23 protein-coding genes, 1 tRNA gene and 2 pseudogenes are annotated in these 25,102 nt (G+C 67.2%); 12 read left to right on the top strand and 14 right to left on the bottom strand.

Annotated elements, in window-relative coordinates; all coding sequences use genetic code 11:
• On the top strand, nucleotides 1-130 hold a 130-nt coding region (locus DNA98_RS13415), incomplete at its 5' end, for an integrase core domain-containing protein (protein ID WP_146237991.1).
• 120 nt (nucleotides 131-250) lie between these two features.
• Nucleotides 251-748, top strand: a pseudogene (locus DNA98_RS13410) (transposase); the annotation flags it as partial.
• 152 nt (nucleotides 749-900) lie between these two features.
• Here DNA98_RS13410 and DNA98_RS13405 read toward each other — a convergent pair.
• The 3 genes from DNA98_RS13405 to DNA98_RS13395 form a co-directional block, all read right to left on the bottom strand.
• Nucleotides 901-2,106: a hypothetical protein gene (locus DNA98_RS13405; RefSeq protein ID WP_110531530.1), complete on the bottom strand. Its 1,206-nt coding sequence runs from the start codon at nucleotides 2,104-2,106 to the stop codon at nucleotides 901-903.
• A 224-nt stretch (nucleotides 2,107-2,330) separates the two neighbouring features.
• Nucleotides 2,331-2,792 carry an IS3 family transposase gene (locus DNA98_RS13400; protein ID WP_158531651.1) on the bottom strand — a complete coding sequence of 154 codons (462 nt, stop codon included), beginning with the start codon at nucleotides 2,790-2,792 and terminating at the stop codon, nucleotides 2,331-2,333.
• Nucleotides 2,793-2,805: 13 nt separating this feature from the next.
• A complete protein-coding gene (locus tag DNA98_RS13395; RefSeq protein WP_110531526.1) occupies nucleotides 2,806-3,093 on the bottom strand; it encodes a transposase in 288 nt (95 codons plus the stop codon).
• Between the two features lie 103 nt (nucleotides 3,094-3,196).
• Between DNA98_RS13395 and DNA98_RS13390 the strand changes: the two genes are divergently transcribed.
• The 7 genes from DNA98_RS13390 (at nucleotide 3,197) to DNA98_RS13360 (ending at nucleotide 11,246) form a co-directional block, all read left to right on the top strand.
• The gene (locus DNA98_RS13390) at nucleotides 3,197-3,334 is read left to right on the top strand and encodes a hypothetical protein (protein ID WP_233493215.1); all 138 of its coding nucleotides are present in this window, start codon (nucleotides 3,197-3,199) and stop codon (nucleotides 3,332-3,334) included.
• A gap of 323 nt (nucleotides 3,335-3,657) precedes the next feature.
• A complete protein-coding gene (locus DNA98_RS13385; RefSeq protein ID WP_110531524.1) occupies nucleotides 3,658-4,854 on the top strand; it encodes an ROK family transcriptional regulator in 1,197 nt (398 codons plus the stop codon).
• A 19-nt stretch (nucleotides 4,855-4,873) separates the two neighbouring features.
• Nucleotides 4,874-6,091 carry a sugar ABC transporter substrate-binding protein gene (locus DNA98_RS13380; RefSeq protein ID WP_110531522.1) on the top strand — a complete coding sequence of 406 codons (1,218 nt, stop codon included), beginning with the start codon at nucleotides 4,874-4,876 and terminating at the stop codon, nucleotides 6,089-6,091.
• Between the two features lie 24 nt (nucleotides 6,092-6,115).
• Nucleotides 6,116-8,449: a TIM-barrel domain-containing protein gene (locus DNA98_RS13375; protein WP_110531521.1), complete on the top strand. Its 2,334-nt coding sequence runs from the start codon at nucleotides 6,116-6,118 to the stop codon at nucleotides 8,447-8,449.
• A 1-nt stretch (nucleotide 8,450) separates the two neighbouring features.
• The gene (locus DNA98_RS13370; protein WP_217349692.1) at nucleotides 8,451-9,305 is read left to right on the top strand and encodes a carbohydrate ABC transporter permease; all 855 of its coding nucleotides are present in this window, start codon (nucleotides 8,451-8,453) and stop codon (nucleotides 9,303-9,305) included.
• A gap of 11 nt (nucleotides 9,306-9,316) precedes the next feature.
• Nucleotides 9,317-10,183 carry a carbohydrate ABC transporter permease gene (locus tag DNA98_RS13365; protein WP_233493214.1) on the top strand — a complete coding sequence of 289 codons (867 nt, stop codon included), beginning with the start codon at nucleotides 9,317-9,319 and terminating at the stop codon, nucleotides 10,181-10,183.
• A 4-nt stretch (nucleotides 10,184-10,187) separates the two neighbouring features.
• Entirely contained in the window at nucleotides 10,188-11,246 is a 1,059-nt protein-coding gene (locus DNA98_RS13360; protein ID WP_110531519.1) for a glycoside hydrolase family 15 protein, read from the top strand.
• A gap of 248 nt (nucleotides 11,247-11,494) precedes the next feature.
• Here the strand turns inward: DNA98_RS13360 and DNA98_RS18160 are convergent, their stop codons facing one another.
• The 7 genes and pseudogenes from DNA98_RS18160 to DNA98_RS13330 form a co-directional block, all read right to left on the bottom strand.
• The gene (locus DNA98_RS18160) at nucleotides 11,495-11,692 is read right to left on the bottom strand and encodes a hypothetical protein (protein WP_217349691.1); all 198 of its coding nucleotides are present in this window, start codon (nucleotides 11,690-11,692) and stop codon (nucleotides 11,495-11,497) included.
• 18 nt (nucleotides 11,693-11,710) lie between these two features.
• Nucleotides 11,711-12,073, bottom strand: coding sequence for a DNA polymerase ligase N-terminal domain-containing protein (locus DNA98_RS18155; RefSeq protein WP_217349690.1), 363 nt, complete (start codon nucleotides 12,071-12,073; stop codon nucleotides 11,711-11,713).
• 66 nt (nucleotides 12,074-12,139) lie between these two features.
• Complete coding sequence (locus DNA98_RS13350; RefSeq protein WP_110531517.1) at nucleotides 12,140-13,546, bottom strand: glycoside hydrolase family 13 protein; 1,407 nt, start codon at nucleotides 13,544-13,546, stop codon at nucleotides 12,140-12,142.
• Nucleotides 13,547-13,549: 3 nt separating this feature from the next.
• On the bottom strand, nucleotides 13,550-14,368 hold the full coding sequence (locus DNA98_RS13345; protein ID WP_110531515.1) for a carbohydrate ABC transporter permease: 819 nt from the start codon (nucleotides 14,366-14,368) through the stop codon (nucleotides 13,550-13,552).
• Nucleotides 14,361-15,284 (bottom strand): carbohydrate ABC transporter permease, encoded by a 924-nt coding sequence (locus tag DNA98_RS13340; RefSeq protein WP_110531513.1) that lies wholly within the window; start codon nucleotides 15,282-15,284, stop codon nucleotides 14,361-14,363. The genes DNA98_RS13345 and DNA98_RS13340 overlap by 8 nt, the downstream gene beginning before the upstream one ends.
• A gap of 16 nt (nucleotides 15,285-15,300) precedes the next feature.
• Nucleotides 15,301-16,422, bottom strand: a pseudogene (locus DNA98_RS13335) (ABC transporter substrate-binding protein); the annotation flags it as partial.
• Nucleotides 16,423-16,616: 194 nt separating this feature from the next.
• Entirely contained in the window at nucleotides 16,617-17,639 is a 1,023-nt protein-coding gene (locus DNA98_RS13330) for a LacI family DNA-binding transcriptional regulator (RefSeq protein ID WP_110531511.1), read from the bottom strand.
• Between the two features lie 280 nt (nucleotides 17,640-17,919).
• On the opposite strand from DNA98_RS13330, the gene DNA98_RS18150 reads away from it, so the two are divergent.
• Both DNA98_RS18150 and DNA98_RS13320 read left to right on the top strand, forming a co-directional pair.
• Nucleotides 17,920-18,075, top strand: a complete 156-nt coding sequence (locus DNA98_RS18150) for a hypothetical protein (protein WP_233493213.1) — start codon at nucleotides 17,920-17,922, stop codon at nucleotides 18,073-18,075.
• Nucleotides 18,076-18,165: 90 nt separating this feature from the next.
• Nucleotides 18,166-18,636 carry an ATP-binding cassette domain-containing protein gene (locus DNA98_RS13320; protein WP_233493212.1) on the top strand — a complete coding sequence of 157 codons (471 nt, stop codon included), beginning with the start codon at nucleotides 18,166-18,168 and terminating at the stop codon, nucleotides 18,634-18,636.
• Nucleotides 18,637-18,734: 98 nt separating this feature from the next.
• Here the strand turns inward: DNA98_RS13320 and DNA98_RS13315 are convergent, their stop codons facing one another.
• From DNA98_RS13315 to DNA98_RS13300, 4 genes are all read right to left on the bottom strand, one after another.
• Nucleotides 18,735-19,256, bottom strand: a complete 522-nt coding sequence (locus tag DNA98_RS13315) for an RsmD family RNA methyltransferase (protein ID WP_110531509.1) — start codon at nucleotides 19,254-19,256, stop codon at nucleotides 18,735-18,737.
• A 422-nt stretch (nucleotides 19,257-19,678) separates the two neighbouring features.
• Nucleotides 19,679-19,755, bottom strand: a tRNA-Pro gene (locus DNA98_RS13310).
• A gap of 82 nt (nucleotides 19,756-19,837) precedes the next feature.
• Nucleotides 19,838-20,773, bottom strand: coding sequence for a GTP-binding protein (locus tag DNA98_RS13305; RefSeq protein ID WP_110531507.1), 936 nt, complete (start codon nucleotides 20,771-20,773; stop codon nucleotides 19,838-19,840).
• Between the two features lie 16 nt (nucleotides 20,774-20,789).
• A complete protein-coding gene (locus DNA98_RS13300) occupies nucleotides 20,790-22,094 on the bottom strand; it encodes a YibE/F family protein (protein WP_110531505.1) in 1,305 nt (434 codons plus the stop codon).
• Nucleotides 22,095-22,243: 149 nt separating this feature from the next.
• Between DNA98_RS13300 and DNA98_RS13295 the strand changes: the two genes are divergently transcribed.
• Nucleotides 22,244-25,036, top strand: coding sequence for a G8 domain-containing protein (locus DNA98_RS13295; protein ID WP_233493211.1), 2,793 nt, complete (start codon nucleotides 22,244-22,246; stop codon nucleotides 25,034-25,036).
• Nucleotides 25,037-25,102: the final 66 nt, after the last annotated feature.

Genomic DNA, 25,102 nt, shown 5'->3' with positions numbered 1-25,102 from the left:
GGCGCGGGCGTCGGTGGAGGCGTTCGTCTTTGAGGTGTACAACCGCAAGCGTCCGCACTCGGCCTTGGGGTACCTGACGCCTGAAGCTTTTGTGGACAGCCTGTTGAAAGGGGGTGGGAGCCCTGACTAAACTGACCGGTGAGGTGGTGCAAATTTAGGGGCGCAGTACAAAGCCAAGCCAAAAGCTACGAGCTCAAGCAGCTCTTTGCCTTGCGCTATGAGCTGGACGAGGAGGCAGAAGGTATGCTACACAATTTTTAGGGTAAGTCTCGATCGGGGGTTTGAGCCGGAATATGTCCTGATGGATAGCTGGTATGCCGGCTTGGAGAACCTCAAGCGGATCCGGGAGTTTGGCTGGTTGTTTCTGACGCGGTTGAAGGGCAACCGCCTGGTCAACCCGGAGGGGAAGGGAAATGTACCCATCTGTGGGGTGGAAATCCCTGAGGAGGGGAGGGTGGTGCATCGGGCGACCAACCATCTCGGGATGAGCGAAGAGCAGCGGGCGGAGTTAGAGCGGCAGGGATGGGGGATAGAGGTTTACCATCGGGGGCTCAAGCCGTGCTGTGGGGTAGAGAAGGCCCAGGTTCGCAAGGCGGTGGCTATTCTCAACTACCTGTTGCTTTCGAAGCTGGAGGCCTATCGGTTGAAGACGGGGGTGAGATGGTATGAGGCCAAGACGGCGATAGTTCGCGACGCCATCCGAACCTACCTGGCTCATCCTGTCTATGAGTTTGTCTCAACTGCGTAAGTCCTATTGGTATTAGGAGCTCGAGTTCGTCCCGCCACAGGCCCGGACGGGCTCTCAGAGAGCAGTTCAGCCTCCACGTTGGCCCCTTGCAGGGTGGTCGGCTCGGTGCTGCCCATGATATTGGGGCGCAACGGGATAGCGGGTTGTACTCACTAAACCCTTTCCCCGGCCGGAGCTTCCTGCGCCTCGACCGCCTTCGGCGGCACGACGATCAAGTATTCCTGCCCCTCGCCCCCGTTGGACTCTCTCAACCGGGCTATAGCCTCCTCGTAGTCGATCAAAGCGACCCTGTGCTCGCCTAGGAACTGGTACTGGGCGAGGTACCCCTCGAGCACACGGCTGCGGCTCACCAGGAGTTCCATCGCCGGGACCGTGAACTGCAGTTCGTGCTCAGCGGACGCCCGCTCGCGCAGCACCACCTTCGGCAGAGAGACGTGGATGCCGCGGCGCTGATGCCATGTGGGCAGCGCCCCTCGCAACTCCTCAACCCAAGCCAAACCCTTACTCGTGCCGTTGGCGTAGTCCAGCCATTCGACCAGCGCCGCCAGAGGCACCTTCGGCGCGTAGTCGGAGTAGAGGAAGCGCTCGGGGTGCTCCCCGATCAGCAAGTCACGGGCGATGCGGCGGGCCTGCTCGCTCCAGGTCCGGAGGGTTTCGCCGAGGTCGCGGTGCGCTAGCTCGATGTTGCCCAGGATGGCGTAGCAACGGGCGTGGGCCAGGGCAGCGATGAGGTAGTACTCGAGGAAGGACAGGGCAAGCTCAGCGGTTTCAGCCTCCTTGAGCCGCTCCTCATACTGGTGAGCGCTGCTGGCCAGAGTGAAGCGGGCTTGGTTGAGCATGGTCAAGCGCTCCTCGGAGGGGAACTCGACAACCCGCATCAGGTCACTGAGGGCCGCCTTCAGCTCGGCCCGCCCGCGCAGCTCGAACAGCTCCCGCAGCTCCTGCACCTCCGCGCCTAGCTTCTGCAGGTAGCGCTCCATGGCGTTGAGCTTGGACCCGAGGAAGGCGAATCCCGCCGCGCTGACTGCCAAGTTTAGTCCTGAGAGGAACATGGTCTGGCTCGCCAGGCTCAGGATCTGCTTGCTCATGGCCTCCAGCGATCCCAGGCGGGTGAGGATCTCCGCCATCTGACGGTTTTCCAGGAACTGCTCGGCCAAGCTCAGCCAGTCCATGGTCACAAGATCACGGGTCAACCTCAGTGCATTAGCCGGTTCCAGGATGGCCGCGATCTGCCCTCCCCTTCCAGTGCCCGCGGCCCAGCGTAACACTCCACCGCTCAGGTTGAGACGGCCTAAGAGGAAATCCTGAACGAGCTCAGCAGGGATCTGGTTCAGGACAGTCAAACCAAAGGGTGCCATAAGTCGTGCCCATTCTAGTTCGAGATACTGTAGTGCTTCAAGAAAAGGATACCGCAAAGCTCCGACTGGAACGCCGAACCCCGATCCGTGCGAAGCAAGAGCCCCGTGGTGGGCAGCCCGAGCCTCCTGACCTCCTCCCGGGCCCGCTCCACCGCCTCCTTGGCCAGCCTCGCGGTTTCCCCTTCCCGCCACGCTGGCCAAGAGGTTGCGGCTCTCCTCCTCGATCACGTTGAGAATGCGATAGCCCCCAAGGCCTGAGCTCCCCTTGCCCTCCACCAGCCGCCACAGGGTACCGTCGGCGCTGAGCACCAGGCCCACCCGCTCGGGCTTGGGGGCTCGGGTTCTCCTCCTTGGCCCGGGTCTTTCCGCCTTCCCCCCTTCCTCGGGAGCAAGAGCCCCTCCCCCTGGAGCACCCGGTAGACGGTGCTCTCCGTGGCCACCACCCCCCGGCGCAAAAGCTCCGCCCAGACCTTGCGGTAGCCGTAGGTGGGAAAGGTCAGGGCCACCTGGCGCGCCTGATCCCGAATAGCCTCCCGCTTAGGGCAAGGGCGCTGACAGGAGCCCTTCGCCCCAGGCACCCCCTCCTGGTCTTCGTGCCCCTTCCGCTTTCGCCGGTAGTAGGCGCCCTTGCTCATCCCCAAAAGGCGCAGGAAGGCGTTGACCCCAGGGCCGAGTTCCCGGCGCACCGCCTCCAGCTCCTCAAAGCTCGCTAGCCCAGGCGGCGGAGTTTTTCCGTAGGGCCATCTCGGCCAGGGCTTCTTTATGCTTGTTCTCCTCCTCCAGGGCCTTGACGTGAACGTCCGGCCCATTGCCTTTCAGGGCGGCCTCCCCGCCCTTGAGGAACCGGTCGCGCCAGGCAAGCAGGGTCTTGTAGCTGACCCCGTGCTTTCTTGAGGCCTCACTTATGGAGAGCTCCCCGCGCAGGATGCTCAGCACGATGGCAACCTTCTCCTCCGCGCTCCAGCTCCCTGTAGCCATTTTGCTCATACACCACCTCCTCTTACCTTGCAGGTGGTACCGCTTGAGCGGAAGCACTACATTCGTGTGCTACTTGATTTGAACCCCCTCAGTATGACAAAAGGGGGGTGCTATGCAACCTGATCGCGAGCACCCCCTTTACCATCTTGACGCAGAGACCCACAAGGTAGCCCCTCCGGGGCTGACCCTGGTGGCTACCTACGTCTGGGTTGACGATGCGCTCAAGGCCCGCAAGGTACGCTTCGCGTGACGCAAGCCCAAGGCATCCGCTTCCCCAAGAAACAAAAGCACCAAATGGATCAAGACCCGGTTCAGCGTGATGGTGCGCTCTTTGGGGCTCTACCGAATAGAAGCCCGCTCCTACTGGGCTGAACCTCATCGTCCTCGAGGTGTTTCCCTACCGGGAAAGCAGCGTGCACAACATGATTCGGAGCCGGACCCTTCTCAAAATGGCCGGGGTGGAGCTATGAGGTAGCACGCGAAGGTATGTATTGACCGATTACAAGCCCTTGACAGGCGCTAGCCATTGCCCTAAGATCGAGGCACATTAACTTCACTCACTGAGTTAAGTAAATGCCAGGAGGCCCCGACTTGATCCTCAAGGGCGACCAGTCCACCGTACGCTCCATCAACCGCGCGCTCGTGCTCAACCTGCTCCGCCAGCACGGACCCCTAGGCCGCAACGAGCTGGCCGAGCGGACCCGCTTGAGTTCGGCTGCCGTCACCGGAGTGGTGGCCGAGCTGATCGAGCAGGGGTGGGTGATCGAAGGCCGTAGCGGTCCCCCGCGCGGGGGGCGCCCGCCGGTGCTGCTCGAGCTCGCCTACGACGCCTGGCACGCGGTCGGGGTCAAGGTGATGGAGGGGGCGCTGGAGATCGTCCTCACCAACCTGCGCACCGACGTCCTGGCCCGCCGCCACGTCGCGCTCGGCTCCACCGAGCCAGAAGCGCTCATCGAACGGCTCGTCGCCGAGGTGAACGGCCTCCTCGAGGCCTCCGGGCGTTCCCCGGAGCGGCTGGTGGGGCTGGGGGTGGGGATAGCGGGGGTGATCGACCCCGAAGAGGGGGTGTGCGTCTACTCGCCCTTCCTGCACTGGCAACAGGTGCCGGTGCGCCGCCTCATCGAGGCCCGGCTGGCCCGGCCGGTGCACGTCGACAACGACGTCAACGCCCTGGCCGCGGCGGAGATGCTCTTCGGCCGGGGCAAGGGCGCACGCAACTTCGCGGTCGTCACCGTGGGCCGAGGCATCGGCGCGGGGCTGGTGCTGGGCGGGGAGATCTACCGCGGCGCCGACGGCGGGGCCGGGGAGCTGGGCCACACGGTCAGCGAGCCGGGCGGCCGCGCCTGCGAGTGCGGCAAGCGGGGGTGCCTGGAGGCCTACGCGGCCGAGCCCGCGCTGCTTGAGCAGGCCCGCGAGCGCTACGCGGAGTTCCGCCGCCGCGCGCTCGGCGCCGAAGACCTCGTCCGGGCGGCCCGGGAGGGCCACGAGGGCGTCCGGGCCCTGCTGGGGGAGGCCGGCGAGCGGTTGGGGGTGGCGCTGGCCAACTTGGTCAACCTGTTCAACCCGGAGCTGATCGTCATCGCCGGAGAGGGGGTGAGGCTGGGAGGGAATTTCCTGGGGCCCATGGAGGGGGCCCTGCGGAGCAACGCCTTTAACGGGCTCGCCGAGCGGCTGCAGGTGCACGTCAACCCCTGGGGCGACGACACCTGGGCGCGTGGGGCGGCCGGGTTGACGGTACAGCGGGAAGTGTTCGCCAGGCCCCGGGTGTAGGGGCGAGGAGGTTTGGGACATGCGAAAGCTTTGGGTCGTGCTCGTGTTCGTGCTGCTGGCCAGCGGACTGGCCAAGACCACCATCAATTACTTCTCCTTCACCACCGACCAGAACCACGTCAAGGACCTCGAGGCCCTGATCGCGGCCTTCGAGAAGGAGAACCCCGACCTCGAGGTGAAGTACACCACCGCGCCCTTCGACTCGTACTTCACCAAGCTGCAGACCAACCTCGCCGCCGGGCAGGCGCCCGACGTGTTCGAGCTCAACTACGAGAACTTCGTGACCTTCGCCTCCAGGGGCACCCTGCTGGCCCTCGACCCCTACCTGCGCCAGGACCGTACCCTGAACAACGCCTTCTACCCCGCCGCCCTCAACGCCTTCCGCCACGGCAACGCCCAGTACGGCCTGCCCATCACCTTCTCGACGGTGGTGCTGTTTTACAACAAGGACCTCTTCGACAAGGCCGGCGTGGCCTACCCGGCCGCGAGCTGGACCTGGAAGGACGTGATGAGCGCCGCCCAGAAGATCTCCAACCCCGCGCAGCGGGTGTGGGGCGTGTACCAGCCGGTGCAGTTCTGGGAGTTCTACAAGGTCGCCCGCCAGGCCGGCGGCGGCCTGCAGGTGGGCCCCAGCGTGCAGATCGACACCCCGGCCAACCGCGAGGCCCTGCGCTACCTGGTGGACAAGGTGCGGCTGAAGGTCATGCCCTCCGACGCCGAGATGAGCGGGGTCTCCAACGAGGACCTCTTCCTCAACGGCCAGCTCGGCATGCTCTACAGCGGTATCTGGATGTTCGACAAGTTCAGCCAGGCCAAGTTCAAGTGGGACATCGCGGTCGAGCCGGGCGGCGCCCGCAAGGCCACGCACTTCTTCTCCAACGCCGCCGTGGTCGCCCGCGCCAGCAAGAACCCGGAGGCCGCCTGGAAGTGGGTGCGCTTCCTCGCCGCCGACCCCGCCACCGTCAAGACCCGCATCGACCGCGCCTGGGAGCTGCCTGCGCTCTCCCTCGGTCAGCGCGCGCTCTTCGACGCCTACCTCAAGAAGCCGCTGCCTGCCAACCGCGAGGCCGTCTTCGACTCGCTGCAGTACGCCGTCACCCCGCCGGTGGTGGAGAACCAGTCGCAGCTGCAGGACATCATCAACCAGGAGCTCGAGGCCGCTCGGCTGGGCAGCAAGACCCCCGAGCAGGCCCTCGCCGACGCCCAGCGCCGGGTCGAGGCCCTCGTCCGCCGCTAGGTTCCCCGGCCCCCAAGGAGGAGCATGATCCTGCACCTGCCCAACGGCCACGACGACCCCTATCGCCCGCTCCCTGTCGAGCGCACCCCCCGCGACCCCGAGCCCGGCGAGCGGGTGCAGGTGAGCTTCCGCACCGACCCCGACGTGGCTGAGGCGTGGGTGCTCTTCGCTGGGGAGCGCCTCGAGGCCCAGCCCCTGGGCGAGGGCTACTGGACCGCCGACCTCGGCGCCGCCGTCTCGGGGAGGCACACCTACACCCTGGCCACCGCCGCCGGGCACAGCGCGCCCTTCTGCTTCGAGGTCGGGCGCTGGCTCGAGGCCGACCGCTGCCTCGGCGTGCGCGCCGGGCCCGGCGAGGTCCGGCTCGAGCTCGCGGGCGAGGCGGGGGCCCGCGCCACGCTGGCCCTGAGCTTCCCCCTGGCCGGGGTGTGCCGGGCGGATTTCCGCGTGGGGGACCTCGAGCCGCCCCCCCTGGAGGGCCTGCCCTGCACGGCCGAGGAGGCCGGCGGCGCCCTGCGGGTGGCAGCGGAGGGGGTGGAGGTGCGGCTGGACCTCGCCACGCTGGCCCTGGAGGTGCGCGGGCCGGCCGGGGCTTACCGCGGCTCGGCGCGGCTGGGCTGGCTGGCGCTGGAGGACGGGCGGGTGACCCGGCTGCGCTGCGCCCTCACGCCCAGGGCGGGAGAGAGCCTCTACGGGCTGGGCGAACGCTTTACCGCCCTCGAGGCGGGCGAGCGCTACGACGTGCGGGTCTACGAGGAGTACAAGGAGCAGGGCCCGCGCACCTACCTGCCGGTGCCCTTCCTGCTCTCCTCGGCCGGCTACGGGCTGTGGCTGGCCGCCGAGGAGCCCAGCCACTTCGACCTCGGCGCGGGCACGCTCACGCTCGAGAAGCTCCCCGCCCCCGCCGCGACCCTGCCGCTGCACGTGATCGTGGCCGAGGAGCCCTACGGCGTGACCCGGGCCTTCGTGCGCCTCACCGGCCCTGCGGCGGTGCCGCCGAAGTGGGCCTTCGGCCCGTGGATCTCGGCCAACACCTGGAACTCGCAGGCCAAGGCGGAGGCAGTGCTGCGACGCACGCTCGAGGAGGGGGTCCCCGCGACGGTGCTGGTGCTGGAGGCCTGGAGCGACGAGACCACCTTCTACGTCTTCAACGACGCCGAGTACACCCCTACCGACGGGGCGGGGGCGCTGCACGCGCAGGACTTCCGCTTCGGCGGGCGCTGGCCCGACCCCAAGGGCCTCATCGAGGAGTGCCACCGCCACGGCGTGCGGGTGCTGCTGTGGCAGATCCCGGTGCTCAAGCACGCCGGCCACCCCCACCCCCAGCACGACGCCGATGTGGCCTACGCCCTCGAGCGGGGCTTCGTGATCCAGAACGCCGACGGCACCCCCTACCGCAACAAGGGCTGGTGGTTCACCGACAGCCACGTCTTCGACTTCAGCAACCCCGAGGCCTGTGCGTGGTGGTTCGCCAAGCGCGAGCACCTGCTCGAGCTCGGCATCGACGGCTTCAAGACCGACGGCGGCGAGCACCTGTGGGGCCGCGACCTGCGCGCGCACGACGGGCGGCGCGGCCTGGAGCTCTACAACGCCTACCCCAACGTCTACGTCGGCGCCTACCACCGCTTTCTGCAGGAGCGCCGCCCCGGCGACAGCCTGACCTTCTCCCGCGCCGGCTACACCGGCGCCCAGCGCTACCCCGCCCACTGGGCCGGCGACGAGAACAGCACCTGGAGCGCCTTCAAGGCCTCGATCCTGGCCGGGCTGTCGGCGGGGGTGTGCGGGGTGTCGATCTGGGGCTGGGACATCGGCGGCTTCAGCGGCGAGATCCCCACCGCCGAGCTCTACCTGCGCTCGGCGGCGATGGCGGCCTTCTGCCCCGTGATGCAGTACCACTCCGAGCTGCACGCCTCCGCCGACGACCGCGACCGCAGCCCCTGGAACGTCGCCGCCCGCCACGGCGACCCGCGGGCGCTGGAGGTCTTCCGCCGCTACGCCCGGCTGAGGATGCGCCTGCTCGACTACCTCCACGCCGAGGCCGCTGCGGCGCTGGGGTTGCCCCTGATGCGCTACCCCGCCCTGGCCTACCCCCAGGCCCACGACTTCCTGGCGGGCGACCCCTACGCCTACCTCTTCGGCCGCGACCTGCTGGTGGCGCCGGTGGTGGAGAAGGGGGCCTCGAGCCGGGCGGTGCGGCTGCCGCCGGGGGAGTGGGTCTACCTGTGGTCCGGCGCCCGCTTCACGGGCGGCCGGGGCCTGAGCGTGCCGGCGCCGCTGGAGCGCATCCCGGTCTTCGTCCGGGCCGACAGCCCCCGGCTGGGGCAACTGCTCGAGGCGGCCCGGGGCTGGGAGGGCTAGGGTGTACGAGCGCGGCTGGCGGCGCACCCTCACCCTGGCCCTCTTCCTGGGGCCGAGCCTGCTGGGGACGGCGCTGTTCGTGATGGGGCCCATCCTGGCCTCGCTGGGCCTGGCCTTCGCCCGCTGGGACCTGCTCACCCCGCCCGAGTTCGTGGGGCTGGCCAACTTCCGCGCCCTGTGGGCCGACCCCGAGTTCTGGCGGGCCCTGCGGCACACCTTCGGCTTCCTGCTGGGCTACATCCCGCTGGTGATGCTGTGCGGCCTGGGGGCGGCCCTGGCGCTCAACGCCCGCATCCCCGGGCGGGGCTTCTTCCGCGCGGTCTACTTCCTGCCGGTAGTGACGGCCTGGGTGGCGGTGGCGCTGGTGTGGAAGTGGCTGCTCAACCCGGGCTACGGCCTGGTCAACCACCTGCTGGGCCTGGCCGGGGTGGCGGGCCCGGCCTGGCTCTTCGACCCGGGCTGGGCCATGCCGGCGGTGGTGCTCACCAGCGTGTGGAAGGACATCGGCTTCGTGATGGCGATCCTGCTGGCGGGGCTGCAGAACATCCCGCGCGAGTACTACGAGGCCGCCGCCATCGACGGGGCGGGCGGGGCGGCGCGGCTGCGCTACGTGACGCTGCCCCTGCTAGCCCCTGCGCTCTACTTCGCCCTCACCGTCAGCCTCATCAACTCCTTCCAGGTATTCGACCAGGTCTACGTCATGACCGGCGGCGGCCCGGCCGGGGCGACGACGGTGCTGGTGGAGCGCATCGTCAAGAACGCCTTCTCCTACAGCCAGATGGGCTACGCGGCGGCGATGTCGTGGTTCCTCTTCGCGCTGATCTTCCTCAGCTCCTGGGCGCTCACCCGCCTGTAGCGGAGGGCGCTGTGACGCTGCGGCGCCCCGGGCGGGCGGCGGGGCGGCGCGCCCGGCCGGACTGGGCCCGCTGGGGGCTGACGCTGCTGGCGGGGCTGGGGGCGGTGGTCATGCTGCTGCCCTTCTTGTGGATGCTCTCGACCTCGCTCAAGCCCGCCAGCGCGGTGCTGAGCCTGCCGCCCGAGCTCCTGCCCCGCGAGCCAACCCTCGAGGCCTACCGGGAGGTGGCCCGGAGCTTCCCCATCGTCCGGGTCTTCCTCAACACCCTGCTGGTGGCGGCGGCCACCACGCTGGGCCAGCTCGTGGTGAGCTCGATGTCGGGCTACGCCTTCGCCCGCTTCCGCTTCGCCGGGCGCGACCTGCTCTTCGCGGCCTACCTCGCCACGCTGATGGTGCCCTTCGCGGTGACGGTGACGCCGCTGTTCATCGTGGTCAAGGCCCTGGGCTGGACCAACTCCTACTGGGGGCTGGTGGTCCCCGCCCTCTTCGGCGCCTTCGGCACCTTCTTGATGCGCCAGTTCTTCCTGGCGCTGCCGGGGGAGCTCGAGGAGGCCGCCGTGCTCGACGGGGCCAGCACCTTCACCACCTTCGCCCGGGTGATGCTTCCGCTGTCGGGCCCGGCCCTGGCCACCCTGGGCGTGTTCAGCTTCATGGCCTCCTGGAACAGCTTCCTGTGGCCCTTGCTCATCGTCAACGACCCCCGGCTCATGACCCTGCCGCTGGCCCTGGCCACGCTGCAGGGGCTCTACCCCGGCCAGACCCAGTGGAACCTGGTGATGGCGGGGACGGTGATCGCGGTGATCCCGATGGTAGTGGTCTTCCTCCTCGCCCAGCGCTGGGTGGTGGAGGGCGTGACCGTCTCGGGGCTGAAAGGGTAGCGGCATGACGATGCACAGCGACCTGCGGGTCATCCTCGGCGCCCAGCACCCCTCGGGCGCCTTCCCGGCGAGCCCCAATTTCTCGCAGTACCCCCACTGCTGGCTGCGCGACGGGGCCTTCACCGCCCACGCGGCCGACCTGGCCGGCGCCCGCGAGCAGGCCCGGGCCTTCCACCGCTGGGTGGCGCGCACCCTCGAGGCCCACCGCCCCCACGTCGAGGCCCTGCTGGCGCGGGCCGAGCGCGGGGAGGCGATCCCCCCCGAGCACCTGCTGCCCACCCGCTTCAGCCTCGAGGGGGACTGGCTCGACGACGGCTGGCCCAACACCCAACTCGACGGCTACGGGCAGTGGCTGTGGGCGTTGGGGCAGCACCTGGCCGGCCTCGGCGGGGCGCTGCCCCCCGAGCTCGCCACCCGCTACCTCAGCCGCTTCTGGGCCGAGCCCTGCTACGACGCCTGGGAGGAGAACCCCTACCGGCTGCACACCTCGACCCTGGCTTCCGTCTACGGGGGCCTCGAGGCGATGGGGCGCTACTTCCCCTTTGCCCTCGAGGCCGCCCGCGCGGTGCGGGAGGTGGTGCTACAGGAGTGCGTCTTCGAGGGGCGCTTCGTCAAGTTCATCGGCAACCCGGCCGTGGACGCCTCGCTGTTGTGGGTCTCCACCCCCTTCGGCCTGGTGACCGAGGACGACCCCCGGATGCGGGCGACGGTCGAGGAGATCGAGCGCTGCCTGCTGCGGGAGGGCGGCCTCATCCGCTACGCCGCGGACACCTACTTCGGCGCCGGGGCCTGGGTGCTGCTCACCGCCTGTCTGGGCTGGTACCACGCCCGCGCGGGCGACCTGCGGCGCGCGGAGGAGCTCTACGCCTGGGTGGAGGCCCGGCGCGACGGGCAGGGGCTGCTGCCCGAGCAGGTGGCGGTCCCCAGCACCAACCCCCGCTTCCTGGACTACTGGACCCGGCAGTGGGGTGCCCCCGCCCACCCGCTGCTGTGGTCCCACGCCATGCAAATCGTCCTGCGGGCCGAGCTGGACCTGCGGCGGGGAGCGCTCGAGGGCGCCTAGGGCCGGCGGGCCTGACCCAAGTCGGCAGATCAGCGGCCGTGCGTCCGGATCAGGAGGACCCGGCCTCCGCCACCCCTCCGGCGGAGTGCTGGAAGGCAAAGCTCCCCATGCAGCCTCCTATGGCCTATTCTGCCCCGTCCACGGGCCTCAGAGCACACAGCTCGAGCCCGCTCCTGGAGGTGTAAGCACGCAGGCCGCCGCGTTGTTGTTGAGGTACACGAGAGCCTCCGTGGCCCTGGCCCGCTGCCCTACCGCTTCCGCCGGGCGGCGATCTCCTCGAGCGTGCGGCCGCTCAGCACCGAGCGGGGCTCGTCGCGCACTGGGTCGCGCTGCGCGCTGGCCTTGGGGTCGTCCGTCTTAATCAGCAGCCAGTGGTTCTCCCGGGGCCGGAAACGGACGAGGGTGTAGCCGCCCCGCAGCTTGTGGCCCTCCAGCCACACCTCCACGCGCCCCCGCTCGAGAGCCTACCGCATCGACAGCTGCGGCTCCCGCTCGGCCAGCAGGTTGCGGTAGGTGCCCCGGTCCCACACCAGCACGGTGCCCCCGCCGTACTGCCCCGCCGGGATCACTCCCTCGAAATCGGCGTAGCCCAAGGGGTGGTCCTCGACCATGACCGCCAGGCGCTTGTCCTTGGGGACGGCCCAGGACTTCAAGACCCCGTCCACCTCGAGGCGGAAGTCGTAGTGCAGGCTGCAGGCAGCGTGCTTCTGGACGACGAAGATCGGCGGCCCCGCGGCGCCTCGTGCCTCGCCGGCCGGCTCGGGGGTGCGGCCGAAGTCCCGCTTGCGGCGGTAGGCCTCGAGCGGGGGTTTGCGCTCGGCGCCCATGCACCTTTCAGGATAGCGCCCGGGCGGAGGAGGCTGATGAAGCCGCCCCTCCGCGGGCGGGGCCGTTTAGGTTGCAGAGAGATCAGTACCCAGGCGCCCGGCCTCGAGCAGCACCCACGCCCTGCGGGGCTCCATGGGGGTGAACTTGATACGGCCGTTTTCCACTGTGTACGTCCGGCAACCCAGGACCTCAACAAGCCGGGTTCCCTCGGGAAAGCTTACCGGTAGAGCAAGTTCACGGGGTACCCGAGTATTGTTGAGCACCACCAGCGCCCGTTCCCCGCCCAGCACCCGGTAGAAGGCGAACACCCGGTCCTCGGCGTAGGCTATCTCAAAGGCGCCCCGCCGCAGCATGGGGTGCGCCCGGCGCAGGGCCAGCAGTTGGCGCACGGCGGCGCGGACCTCCGGCTTCCAGCGCTCTGGCTCCCAGACCATCGGGCGGCGGCAGTCGGGGTCGTTACCTCCCTCCATCCCGTTCTCGTCGCCGTAGTAGAGCATCGGGGCGCCGGGGTAGGTGAGGAGGAAGGTGAAGAGGAGCTGCACGGCCTCGCGGTCGCCGCCGCACTCGGTGAGGACGCGGGGGGTGTCGTGGCTGCCCAGGAGGGTCAGCATTCCCCACTCCGAACCCTCGGGCAGCCGCTCGCGCAGCAGGGTGAGGGCCCGGGCAAAGCTATCGGCGGCCAGGGCGTTCTTGAGAAAGAAGTCGAAGAGCAGCTCGCGCAGCCGGTAGTGCATCACCCCGTCGAAGGTGTCGCCCTGCAGGAAGGGCCAGGGGTCGCGCCACTCCTCGGCCACCAGGTAGGCTTCGGGGTAGCGCGCCTTCACCACCTGCCGCAGTCTTTGCCAGAAAGGGGTCTCGATCTCGTAGGCCACATCCATGCGCCAACCGTCGATGCCGCGCTCCAACCAGTAGAACACCACCTTGTGCACGAAGGCCTCGACCTCGGGGTTCCTGGTGTTGAGCCGGGGCAAATAGCCCACCCCGCCGCAGGTGGCGTAGTTGGGCAGCTCGGGCTGGAGGGGGAAGCTGTAGGGGGTGAACCAGTCGCGGTAGCGTGAGCGCTCGCCCTGCTCGAGCACGTCCTTGAAGGGCGCGAAGCCCACGCCGCAGTGGTTGAACACCCCATCCAGCACCAGCCGCATCCCCCGCCGTTTGATCTCGGCCACCAGCCGGTCGAAGGTGGCGTCGTCGCCGAAGTGGGGGTCAATCTGGAAGTAGTCGTGGGTGTCGTACTTATGGTTGGTAGCCGCCTTGAAGATGGGGGTCAGGTAGAGGGCGTTGCAGCCCAAGTCGGCGATGTAATCGAGGCCCTGGATGACGCCCTCGAGGTCCCCCCCGAGGAAGTTGTCGCGGGTGGGGGCCCTTCCCCAGGGCTCGGTGCCGGGTGGGTCGTTGGCGGGGTCGCCGTTTTTGAAGCGCTCGGGGAAGATCTGGTAAAAAATAGCGTCCTTAACCCAGTCGGGGATCTGCACGGGCTACTCCTTGAGGCCGGTGTTGGTGATGCCGGCGATGAACTGCCGCTGCGCGGCGAGGAAGGCCAGGACGGCGGGCAGCGTGACGATGGTGGCAGCAGCGCAAAGCAAAGTCCAGAACACCCCGTACTGCCCCTGGAACATGGCCAGGCCCACCTGCACGGTGCGCATGTCCGGGGAGTTGGTCACCAAGAGCGGCCACAGGAAGTCGTTCCAGGCGAAGAGGAAGGAGAAGATCGCGCTGGCCGCGATCACCGGGGTGGACAGGGGCAGCACGACGCGGAAGAAGATGGTCAGACGCCCGGCCCCATCCATCAGGGCGGCCTCCTCGAGCTCTTTGGGCAGCGAGAGGAAGAACTGGCGGAAGAGGAAGATGGCAAAGGCCGAGACCGCCCGCGGGACGATGAGGGCGTTGTAGGTGTCGATCCAGCCCAGCCAGTTCACCACCAGGAAGCTGGGGATGAGGGTCACCGGGAAAGGGATCATCATGGTGCCCAGCACGAAGAAAAACAGCAGATCCCGCCCCGCGAAGCGCATCCGGGCGAAGGCGTAGCCGGCCATGGCCGAGAAGAGGGTCTGGGCCAACACGATCCCCACCGTCATCACCGCGCTGTTGAGGAAGAAGCGGGGGAAGGGCGCGGCCTGCCAGGCTTTGGCGAAGTTCTCCCACTGGAAATGCACCGGGAACAGCAGAGGGGGCTGGTACAGGGCGCTCTCCGGCTTGAGCGCGGTGGTGAGCATCCACAAGAAGGGCATGGCCGAGAGGAAGGCCCCGCCTGCCAGCAGCAGGTGGGTCAGCACGGCCTTCAAAGACCTAGCCATTCCCCTGACCTCCCCGGGTTAGGCGGAACTGGATCACGGTCACGGCGAAGATCAGGGCGAACATCACGTAGGCTACCGCCGAGGCGAAGCCCAGCTCGCTGTAGCGAAAGCCCTGCCGGTAGAGGTAGTAGCCCAGCACATCGGTGCTCCCCAACGGCCCGCCCGAGGTCATCACGTAGACCAGGTCGAAGACCTGGAAGGCGTCGATGAGGGCGGTGACGACCAGGAAGAAGGTGGTGGGGGCGAGCAGGGGGAGGGTGATGTGGCGGAACTGCTGCCAGGGTCCGGCCCCGTCGAGCTGGGCTGCTTCATAGTAGGTCCTTGGGATGCCCTGCAGGGCCGCCAGGTAGACCACCATGTTGAAGCCCACCCGCTTCCACACCCCCACCACGACCACCGCCACCAGGGCCCAGGAGGGGTCGCTGAGCCAGGAAGGGCCGGTTATTCCTACCCCACCCAAGCCCCGGTTCACCACCCCCTGGGTGGGGTCGAAAAGGTACTTCCACACCACCCCGCTGGCCACGGTGGGGGTGATCACCGGCAGGAAGTAGAGCACCCGGTAGAGGGCCTGCCCCCGAATAGGCTGGTTGAGCAGCACCGCCACCCCCAGGCCCAGGGCCAGCGCCAAGAGGGTCACCCCGCCCGCGTAAAGCAGGGTGACCCGCAGCGAGTTCCAGAACTCCCCAGAAGCCAGCAGCCGCGCGTAGTTGGCCAGCCCCACGAACTCGCGGGTCGGGGAGAGGCCGTTCCACTCGAAGAGCGAGAGGTAGAGCGAGTAGAGGGCTGGGTAGAAGTTGAAGGTACCCAGCACCGCCACCGTGGGCAGCAGGAAAAACAGGGCAGCCGGCCACTCGCCCAGGGTTCGCCCCCACCGCGAGGCTCTGGAAGGCGTTTGCTGGAGGCGAACCCCGTTCACCGCAGGCTCCTCAGGGTTAGCGCAGCAGCGGCGTGACTTCCTGGGCCGCGCGGTCCAGCGCTTCCTTGGGGCTCAGCCGTCCCAGCAGGGCTTCTTGCACGTATTTGGCAAAGATATCCGAGATCTGGGGGTAGCGGGCCACCGGCGGGCGCGGCTTGGCGAAGGCCATCGAGTCGACGAAGGGCCGCATGAGGGGGCGGGCGTTGCTCACCCAGGCCCGGTAGGCCGGGTCGTTCGCCACCGAGCGGCGCACCGGGAGGAAGCCGGTCCCCCGGTCCCACTCCACCTGTACGGGCGTGCTGCTGAACCAGTTGATGAAGTCCCAGGCGGCCCTGGCCGTGGCCGCGTCGGCGTTCTGGAAGATGAAGATCTGCTCGCCGCCCATGTTGGTGGCCGGACGTCCACCAGCGGGATACGGGAAGGGAGCGGCACCCAGTTCGAAATTGACCTGCTGCGGGAAGAACTGGGTCATCCAGGAGCCGTCCATCACCATAGCGGCTTCGCCCCGTCCGAACAGCCCCCAGGGGGCTACCGGAGCTACCTTCTCCTTCTGCACCAGATCCACCAGGAACTGCAGAGCCCGCACCCCCTGGGGTGAGTTGAAGGCCGGGGCGGTGTTGGAAGCATTGAGGAACTCGGCCCCCGCACCCCAGAAGTACACCTGGGTCTGCCAGGTAGTGCCCTCGCCGCCCTGGGTGAAGAGCTCTATACCCCACTTGCCGGTCTTCTCCTTGATCTGCTTGGCAAAGCGCAGGAGTTCGTCCCAGTTGCGCGGGGGGCGGTTGGGGTCGAGCCCGGCAGCCCGGAAGAGGTTCTTGTTCCAGAACAGCCCCAGGTTGGAAGCGCTCACCGGCAGGCTGTAGCGCTTGCCCTGGTAGAGCCCGTAGACCAGGGGGCCGGGGAAGTAGTCGGCGAGGTTGAGGCTGCTCTGGCGGATGTAGTCATCGAGCGGGGCCAGCGCGCCGCTCTGGGTGAGCAGGGGCATGGCCACCAGGTCGGAGATGGCCATGGTGGGGGTCTGCCGGGCGGTGATGGCGGTCTGCAGCTTGGCCAACAGCTCGCCCCCGGGTACGAACACCGCCTCGATGGTGACCCCCGGGTGCTCCTTCTGGTAGCGCTCGATGAGGCCTTGCAGGACCTGCCCATTGGCCCCGTCCCAGTAGTGCCAGAAGGTGAGTTTCTAGGCCGTGCCCAGGCTGAGGAGCGCGAGGGCAGCGGTTGCGATCGCCTTGAGCCAGTGTGCTTTCATACTTTTCTCCTTCTCAACAGCGCATTTATTTATGTGCGAGGAGCGGATTCTCGGTGCCGTTAGCGTTAGGTTTTACAACTGCCTCACCCCCCTGTACCTTGGACCCTGGACGACGCCCGCACCACCAACCGCGGGCTGAGCACCCGGTGGGTGACCTCGGCGGTGGGGCGCTCGAGCCGTTGCAGCAGTAGCCGCGCGGCCAGCCCCCCCATCGACTCGATGGGCTGCTTCACGGTCGACAACCCGTAGGCCTCAGCCCAGGGCTGATCGTCGTAGCCCACCAGCCGTACCTCACCCCCGACCCCGATGCCCTTGTGGGCAAACTCGTCAATGAGCCCCTGGGCCAGCAGGTCGCAGGTGGCGAAGATGTTGGCCGGGCCGTCGAGCCTGCGAAGGATCTCCTTTGCTGCCAGGCGACCCCCATCCCAGCTGAACTCGACGGTGATTATGTGATCCCTGGGCAACTCTACCGAGCCCTCCTCCAGGGCCCGCTGGAAACCCCTGAGGCGCTCGCGGAAGACCCCGCTGGCGAAGGGGGTGTCGAAGCGCTCCTCGATCATGACCACGAAGGTCGGGGCGGGGCGCTCGAGGAGGTGCCGGCCCGCGAGGTAGCCCCCTGCGAGGTGGTCCACGGTCACGCTGTCGTAGGCGGAGTGGGCGATGTCGACGAGGACGGTGGGCAGGTCGGCGGGGATTCTGCCCCCCTCGAAGAGGCGGTCAGGGTTGAGCGAGGCCAGGATCAGGCCGTCGGCGTTGTAGGGGGGAGCGGAGGGATTGCGGTAGCGCTCGAGGCGGCGCGGGCTCAGCAGGGGGAAGAGCCCGGCGTCGTAGTCGCGCTGGGCGAGCCCCTGGTCGATGCCGTTGATCAGGCGGTTGTAGAAGTCGGTGCCGATCATGGGCAGCAGGACTGAGACCGACTGGGTCTTGCCGGTGCGGAAGGTGCGGGCGGCCTGGTTGGGCCGGTAGCCAAGCTGCTCAACGGCGCGCTGCACTTTGGCCCGGGTCTCCTCGGACACGTCGCGGTAGCCGTTGAGCACCCTGGAGACCGTACTTACGGCGACCCCGGCGAGCTGGGCCACATCCTGGATGGAGACGCGTGTGTTCATGACCCCCTTTCGGCAACATGGCGTGGGTGACGTGCAAAAATCGTTTCCGAAATCGTTTTTGTAGCCCGAATTTACCTCAGCTTTTTGGCTTTGTCAACTGGAGCAATGCCCGGCGCGGCGGCTCCCCGAGGAGGGGTGGAAGGGCTGGCTGGCAGATCTGGAGCGGCTGGGGCTGGATGAAAAGGCCGGGCTGCTCAAGGATGGCCCGCTCTGCCGGGCAGAACCCACCCCGCAGAACGCCTGGGCCTTCTGGCTGGCGGCCTGGCGCTTCGGAGGCCGGGTGGCCCTCGACCTGGGAATGCGGCGGACGGGCCTCGAGCGGGCCTTCGCTGCGCTCAAGGAGCGCCTGCCGGAGCTGCCCGAAAACCTGCTCAAGTGCAGCCGGGAAGCCGAGGGCTGGGGGAAGGCCGAGGTCAGGCGGCTCAACCGCCTCTGACGAACGGGGAAGGGGGCATCTTGCCCCCCTTTTCCCCATCCATATTGACCTACGGGGGCAAGAAAGCTACCACCAGGGCGCGGCCATCACGTGCCCCGGCTCGAGGCCAAGGGCCGCCAGCTTCCCCCGCAGGCTTTAGCCCCCCAAGAGGGCGAGGTGGAGCTGCCCGGGCGGGTGGCCGCGCTTACTGCCCCTCCCGAACTGCCGCCCCTGGCGGTACGCGAGCTGGTCCCCGACGCCGGGCTCCGCCGGGAGCTGGGGCTGGAGGGCCTGGAAGACCGCCGCCCGGAGGCCCTGTCCTCGGGGCAGCGGCAGAGGGCCGCCGTCGGCGCGCTGCTGTGCGAAGAGGCCGACCTCTACCTCCTGGACGAGCCCCTAGCCAACCTGGACCCCGAGAGCCGCGAGGGGGTGCTCGAGCTGATCCTACGCCGAACCGCGGGAAAGGCCTTGGTCGTGGTGCTGCACGGGGACGAGGCACTGCACGGCCGCTTCGACCGGGTGGTGGAGCTGGCGGGCCCCCGGGTGCTGACTCCCGGTAGCGGCCATGCAGCGGGCAATTAGGCAGCCCCGCCCGCACTACAGCTGCCGCGACCGTCGTTGACGGAAAAAGCTCGAGTGAGGATTGCAACTTTTGCCTCAGGCGCACTTCCCAAAAGCACCTATTGCCTCTCTACGATCGTGATGGCATTGGCTCCGTACACCCGCCGCTCTCCTTGCGGCAGATAGAGTTCGGTAGGGTGTTGCAGGATGTAGATACCTTCGGGAGCAGCCAGGTCTGCTTGCAGTAAACGTTCAAAATCCTCGAGCAAGTCGTGGGGATAAGGCGGAGCCATAAAGGCCACCGTAAACCGCTCGCCGCGGCGGGCCGCCAGCGCAAGGTAGCGCTCCACCGGCTGGGGTTCGATGCGGACCTCGAGGCGGGCCTTGAGGGCGTTGGTGCGGAGAATCCGCACCGCTTGGGGATCTTTTTCCACCAGTACGGCCTCGAAGCCCTCAGAGGCGGCCTCGAGCCCGATGGCTCCGCTCCCGGCGTAAAGGTCTAGGAAGCGCCCCCTGCGGGGGTAGCGCGAGCGGAGGTAGTCGAAAAGGGCTTTGCGCAGGCGCACCGGGGAGGGCCGGGCGGAGGCAGGAACCTCGAGCCGAACTCCCCGGGCTGTTCCGCCGAGAATCTGAAGCTTCATCCGGGTCAGGATACCCGAAGCGAGCACCCACCAGCCACCTCTTTTCGGTGGTGGGGGCAAGTACGCTATACGCAGGATGCTCTCTCCCTCCCCTAGCAGGGGAGGGCTGGGGTGGGGTTGGTATGTTGGTATACGTCCTACGTCGTACGTCGTACGTCATACGCAATACGCAAAACGCCAGACGCTAAACGCGGGGGTTTTTTGGTAGATTCCCTACCCCGCCTACTGGCGGCGAAGGAAGCGTCTCGGGACGGAGCAAACTCCGTACACCCGGAGGATAGATTCCCTGGCGGGACGAGCAAAGCTCGTACACCTAGGGGTAGATTCCCTTCTTTGACGTTAGACGTATGACATCTGAGTTACCAGACCCCAGGCCAAGGGAGAACAAAAAGACGTCCAACTTGTGCAGTTGGACGCGATGTTGGTCGAGGAGAGAGGATTCGAACCTCCGACCCCCTGGACCCGAACCAGGTGCGCTACCAGGCTGCGCTACTCCTCGGCCACCCTCGAGCAGGGCCTAAGCCCGAATGCTGAGTATAGAACCTTGACCACGCTTTGTCCAGCAGGGGTTTACGCCAAACTCACCCCGCCAGCCGCGCGAAGGCCTGGCGATACTCCTCCTCCTCGAGCCCCCGCCCGATCACTACCAGCCGCGACAGGCCGGTAGCCGGGCGCTCGCTGAGCTCTAGGCTGAAGATCTCCCGCACCCCCTGGAACACCACCTCCTGGGTCATCCCCTCTACCGAGAGCAAGCCCTTGGCCCGGAACACCTGGGCGGGCCGGGAGACCAGGTAGCGGTCGATGAACGCGTTGACCCGACCGCGGTGCAGGGGTCGGTCGGCGGCGAGGGTAAAGGTCTGGAGGCTGGGAGAGTGTCGGTGGGGGTGGCGTTGCAGTTGCCAGCCGGAACCGAAGGCCTTGATTCCGAGCACCCGGGCTGGCTCGACCTGGCTCTGCTGCACCGGGTACACCTCCGCCAAAGGGTTGATGACCTCCAGGATGCGCCGGGCCTGCTCGAGCCCCGCCGCCTCCACCCGATCGGTTTTGTTGAGCAGCACCACGCTGGCATAGGCCAGTTGCACCGCGCCCTCGGGGACGTCGGAGAGGGTCTGCTCAAGGTTACGGGCGTCGGCCACCCCTACAATGCCATCCAGCTCGAACTTAGCCCGCACGGAGGGGTCTAGGAGGGTCTGAGCCACCGGTACTGGGTCGGCCAGACCAGAGAGCTCCACCAAAAGGTACTCGGGCGGGGTAGGGCGGTTGGCGAGGCGGAACATCGCATCCACCATGCTGTCACGGCCCACACAGCACAGACAGCCATTGGAAAGCTCGGCGATCCCCTCGGCGTCCACGTTCTCGATCAGGGAGCCATCTATGCCCGTCTCCCCGAACTCATTGACGATCACCCCGAAACGCCTTCCCCCCTGGGCTACCAGGTGGTTGACTAGGGTAGTCTTCCCCGCCCCCAGAAATCCACCAATCACCGTCACAGGGATGCGTTGTTTGCAGCTCACCATAGATACCCCCCAGAGCTTACTCGGGTTCGTCCTTCTCGAGCATATCCTGGACCCAGGAACGCCCCTCACGCTGGGGTTTGGGCCAGCGCTGCTCGATATAGCGAACGCTCCCGCCGTGGAAGAAGCTCGCCGCGACAAAGGTGGTGAAGGGAACGGCCAGCACCAAGCCCAGCGAGCCCACCAGCATCGAGACGAACTCGGCCATGAAGGGTTCCTGGTTGAGCAAAAAGCGCAGCGGGGTATCCCCTTGCTGGATCAGGAGCATCAGCGGCAAAGAACCCGCGCTGTAGGCCAGCACCAAAGTATTGACCAGGCTCCCGATGTGGTCGAAGCCCACCGCCATCCCCCGCTGGTATAACTCGCGCAAGGAGTAGCGCGGGTTGGCCAGGGCCAGGGCCTGGATCACCGAGGCCTGGGTCACGGTCACGTCGTTGAGGGCCCCCAGCGCGCCCACCACTACCCCGGCCAGATAAAGAGAGACCAGATCCAGGTTTTGCAGGGCAAAGCGGGCCAGGAAAGCTTCCTCCGAGGTAAGGCCGGTGAACCCCATCCAGCGGGTGAACAAAGCCGCCAGCCCTAGCGAGACCGCCACCGCCAGGCTCGTTCCCAGCAGGGCTGCGGTGGTCTTGCGGCCCACCCCGTGGACAAAGTAGATCGAGAGCAAGAGGATCCCAAAAGCCCCGGCAAAGGTGACCAGGAGGGGGTTAGCCCCCCGGGTGATGAGCGGGACCACCCCGTAGACCAATACCAGCAGGCTCGCTGCGGTACCGATCAACCCCCGTAGGCCCTTCCCTCGTCCCAGGAACAGCACCGCCAGTACGAAAATCCCCAGCAGTGCATACAGGTAGCCCAAACGAAAAGGTTCGACCAAAAAAGCCTGCCCCTCCACCTGCCGGATCCACACCCTCTGCCCCACCCGCAGCGCCCGGGCCTCCTGGGGTGAGGCTGCAACCTCCCGGATGCTGCCGTCTGGGAAAGCCACCCGCACCAGCGGAAGGCTGGACTCGAGCACCCTTCCCGGCCGATCTCCCGGCCGGGAAGGCTCATCCGGGTGAACCAAACGGTAACTGAGCAGGCGGTAAAGGACCACCCGCTGGCCGATGTGAAACCCCTCCGGGCCGGAAACCGGAAACTCGGCTTCTACGCTGCGCCCGCCGCCCAGATCCACCGTGGCGGACCGGCTGCCCAGGTGGGTGATGCGCCCCTCGAGGTAGACCCCTTGCGCCTGGGAGGAGCTTCCCGGCGGCTGTGCCCAGACCAGAGAGAATCCCAGCCACAAGAGCCACAGACTCCAAAAAGGTCTGCCCAGCACGGTGCGCATACCTCGGGAAGTATACCCCTGTCGGATGAGAGGGATGGGGTTCGAACTTCGGGGCATACCGCTTAACCAAGGCTTAATCCATGGGCAATTTGGCCCTGCGAGGCCGGGGGCCTTGCTTAAAATCCGAGCGAGCAGACGGAGGAGATCTCATGAAATTACACCTCAGCGCACGGGTAGCTTGTTTTTGGAGGATTTTGCTGCCCCTAAGCCTGGGTATCGCCTTGGCCCTCCTCATCACCGCCTGTTATCAGCCATCCCCCCCCAAGGTCCAAACGGTGAAATGGTCGGCGCAGCCGGAGTGGAATCGGGCAGGGGCGCAGGTGACCATCCCCTCGGGAACCACCGCCATCCTGGACCAAAGCCCTCCCCCCCTGCGCAGCCTGACGGTAGAAGGGAGCCTCATCTTCGACCCGTCTGCCCGGGAGAAGCTAGTGCTCCAGGCGGATTGGATCATGGTGCACGGCGGGCGGCTCGAGATCGGCACCGCCGAGCATCCCTTCCCCGGCCAGGCCGAGATCGTCCTGACCAGCAACAACCCCCAGGACAACCTCGAGCACATGGGCATAAAGATGGGGGCCAAAGCCCTGGCGGTGATGGGCGGGGTGGTGGAGATGCACGGCAGACCGCTCAACCCGAGCTGGACCCGCCTCGCTGTCACCGCCGTCAAGGGCGCTACCTCGATCACCCTGGCGCAGCCGGTGGACTGGCCGGTCGGCGCGGAGATCGTCATCACCTCCACCGATCACTACGGCTGGGCGGCGGGCATCAACCCGGCCAATCCCCGCAGCGAAAAGGCCATCGTCAGGGCAGTAAACGGCCCCTCGGTCGAACTCGAGCGCCCGCTCAGCTTCGCCCACTGGGGGGCCGAGGCCAACGAGGTCCCGGAGTACGCCGAGGTGGGGCTTCTCTCGCGGAATATCGTGGTGCGCAGCGATGAGAAAGCCAAGGACCCAGCCAGCGCCGCTTACCAAAAGGGTGGGCATGTGATGATCATGGCGGGCTCGCAGGCCCGCTTCGACTGGGTCGAGTTCCGCAACATGGGGCAAAAGAGCACCTTCGGGCGCTACCCGGTGCATTTCCACCAGGTCTCCGACCAGGGCGAGGGCTCTTATGTGAAGAACTCTTCGATCCGCGAGAGCTTTAACCGCTGCTTGGTCATCCACGGCACCAACCAGCTCCTGGTCGAGCACAACGTGGCCTTTGACACCCTGGGCCACTGCTTCTTCCTCGAGGAGGGCTCCGAGGTCAAGAACACCCTCCAGGGCAACCTAGCGGTGCTGGTGCGTCCGCTCAAGAGCAGCCCCGAGGAGCGGCTGATCCCTTCGGATAGCGAGCCCGCGGCCTTTTGGATCACCAACCCCGACAACCCCATCGTTGGCAACGTGGCGGTGGAGGCCGATGTAGGCTTCTGGTACGCCCTCCCCTACCGACCCATCCCCTTCGGGCGGGGCACCCAAAACCTCACCTGGATGGACACCATCTATCCCCGCCGCACCCCTCTGGCGGGGTTCGAGGGCAACGTGGCCCACTCCAACATGAGCGACGGGCTATTCGTGGACTCGGGCCTCAAGAGCAACCTCTGTGCCAACACCGCCTCGCGCAACACCTGCAAGGACCACAACGCCCCGGCTCAGCTCGACGACGAGACCACCAGCTTTGACCCCCGGCAACACCCCAGCCTGACCAGCTCGAGCGGAAACCTGGAGAACGACCCCAGCAAAAATCCCCGGGTCTGGGCCGAGTTTAAGGACTTCGTGGCCTACAAAAACGGGAGGCGAGGAGTGTGGCTGCGCGGGACGTATCACAAGCTGGTGAACCCCAAGCTGGCCGATAACGCCATCGGGGCCACCTTCGCCTCCAACCTCAGCTACCTCGAGGGGGGCCTCATCGTGGGAGAGAGCGCCAACAACCTCACCAAGATCAGCGGGTTGTGGACCACCGGCCTAGTCGGCTTCGAGCACTATGACGGCCACGTGGGGGCCAGCGGGACGGTGTTTAGAAACTTCAGCGGAACCCAGCGGCGTGAGGTGTACTGTGGCAGCGCTAAGACCACCATCACCACCCGCAACGCCGCCATCGGCACCTTGCGCTGGACCAGTTTCGGCCTGAGCGGGCAGAACTTCATCCAAAACGTCACCTTCGACAACGCCAACCCAGTCAACTACGACGACCCCCCGGAGCCTTGCTTCGACTCCATCAACAACCGCGAAGACCCCCACGACGGCTACCGCTCGGCGGTGTTCTACGATCCCACGGGCAGTGTGAGCGGCGCTGCAGGCAGTTCGGTGGTGGTGAAGAACGACTTCCTGGTGAACGGCAATTGTTCCTTGAACCCGAATTGGAACGCCTACGTCTGTGGCCCGGCCAACCTCTACGCCACCCTCTCCATCAGCAACGAACAAGCCAGCCCCGCTGCCCTAGCCGGGACCGACCCCTCAAGCCCCCTCACCGTCACCCGCGACGCCGGCCCCCAGACCAAGCTCTGGGGCACGCCCCGCGACGGGCTGAGCGCGCCGAATACCTACTTCGAGACCCGCCTGATCGCCAAGCGGGGGGACTCGAGTGCCAACGATTACACCTACCGGGTCAACTTCGGTACCGCCAACCGCAGCGCCAAGCTCCGGGTAGGGCTCAACTACCGCCGCCTCCCGGATGGCAGCTTCCCAGCAGGCACGGCGGGCTCCTGGGTGATCGTGGGGGTTCCGGTTCCTAGTGGGCCGGTCTGGGTCTACCGCAACTACTACTTCAGCGAGCAGTACAACCCGAGCACCCCGGTCGCCAGCCTGGACGCCCTCCGCGCCGATGCCAGCGGCAAGGCCTTCTACCGCGAAGGAGATGTGGTGTACCTCAAGCTCTCTTTGCGCCAGCAGGACCTCGACAAGGCCGGAGACTACGGGGCAAGCGTCAACTATCACCTGTGCAGCACGCTCGAGTGCAAGTAAAGGCCCTTATCCTACCGGCTGTGCCGCCAGCGCCGCGAAAGAAGCGCCACCCGGCTAGCGCCGCGA

The organism is Meiothermus sp. Pnk-1, from assembly GCF_003226535.1.
In the GTDB taxonomy this organism is placed as follows: Bacteria; Deinococcota; Deinococci; order Deinococcales; family Thermaceae; genus Allomeiothermus.
The sequence above is the reverse complement of the archived record's forward strand: the minus strand, read 5'-3'. Positions and strand labels throughout refer to the sequence as shown.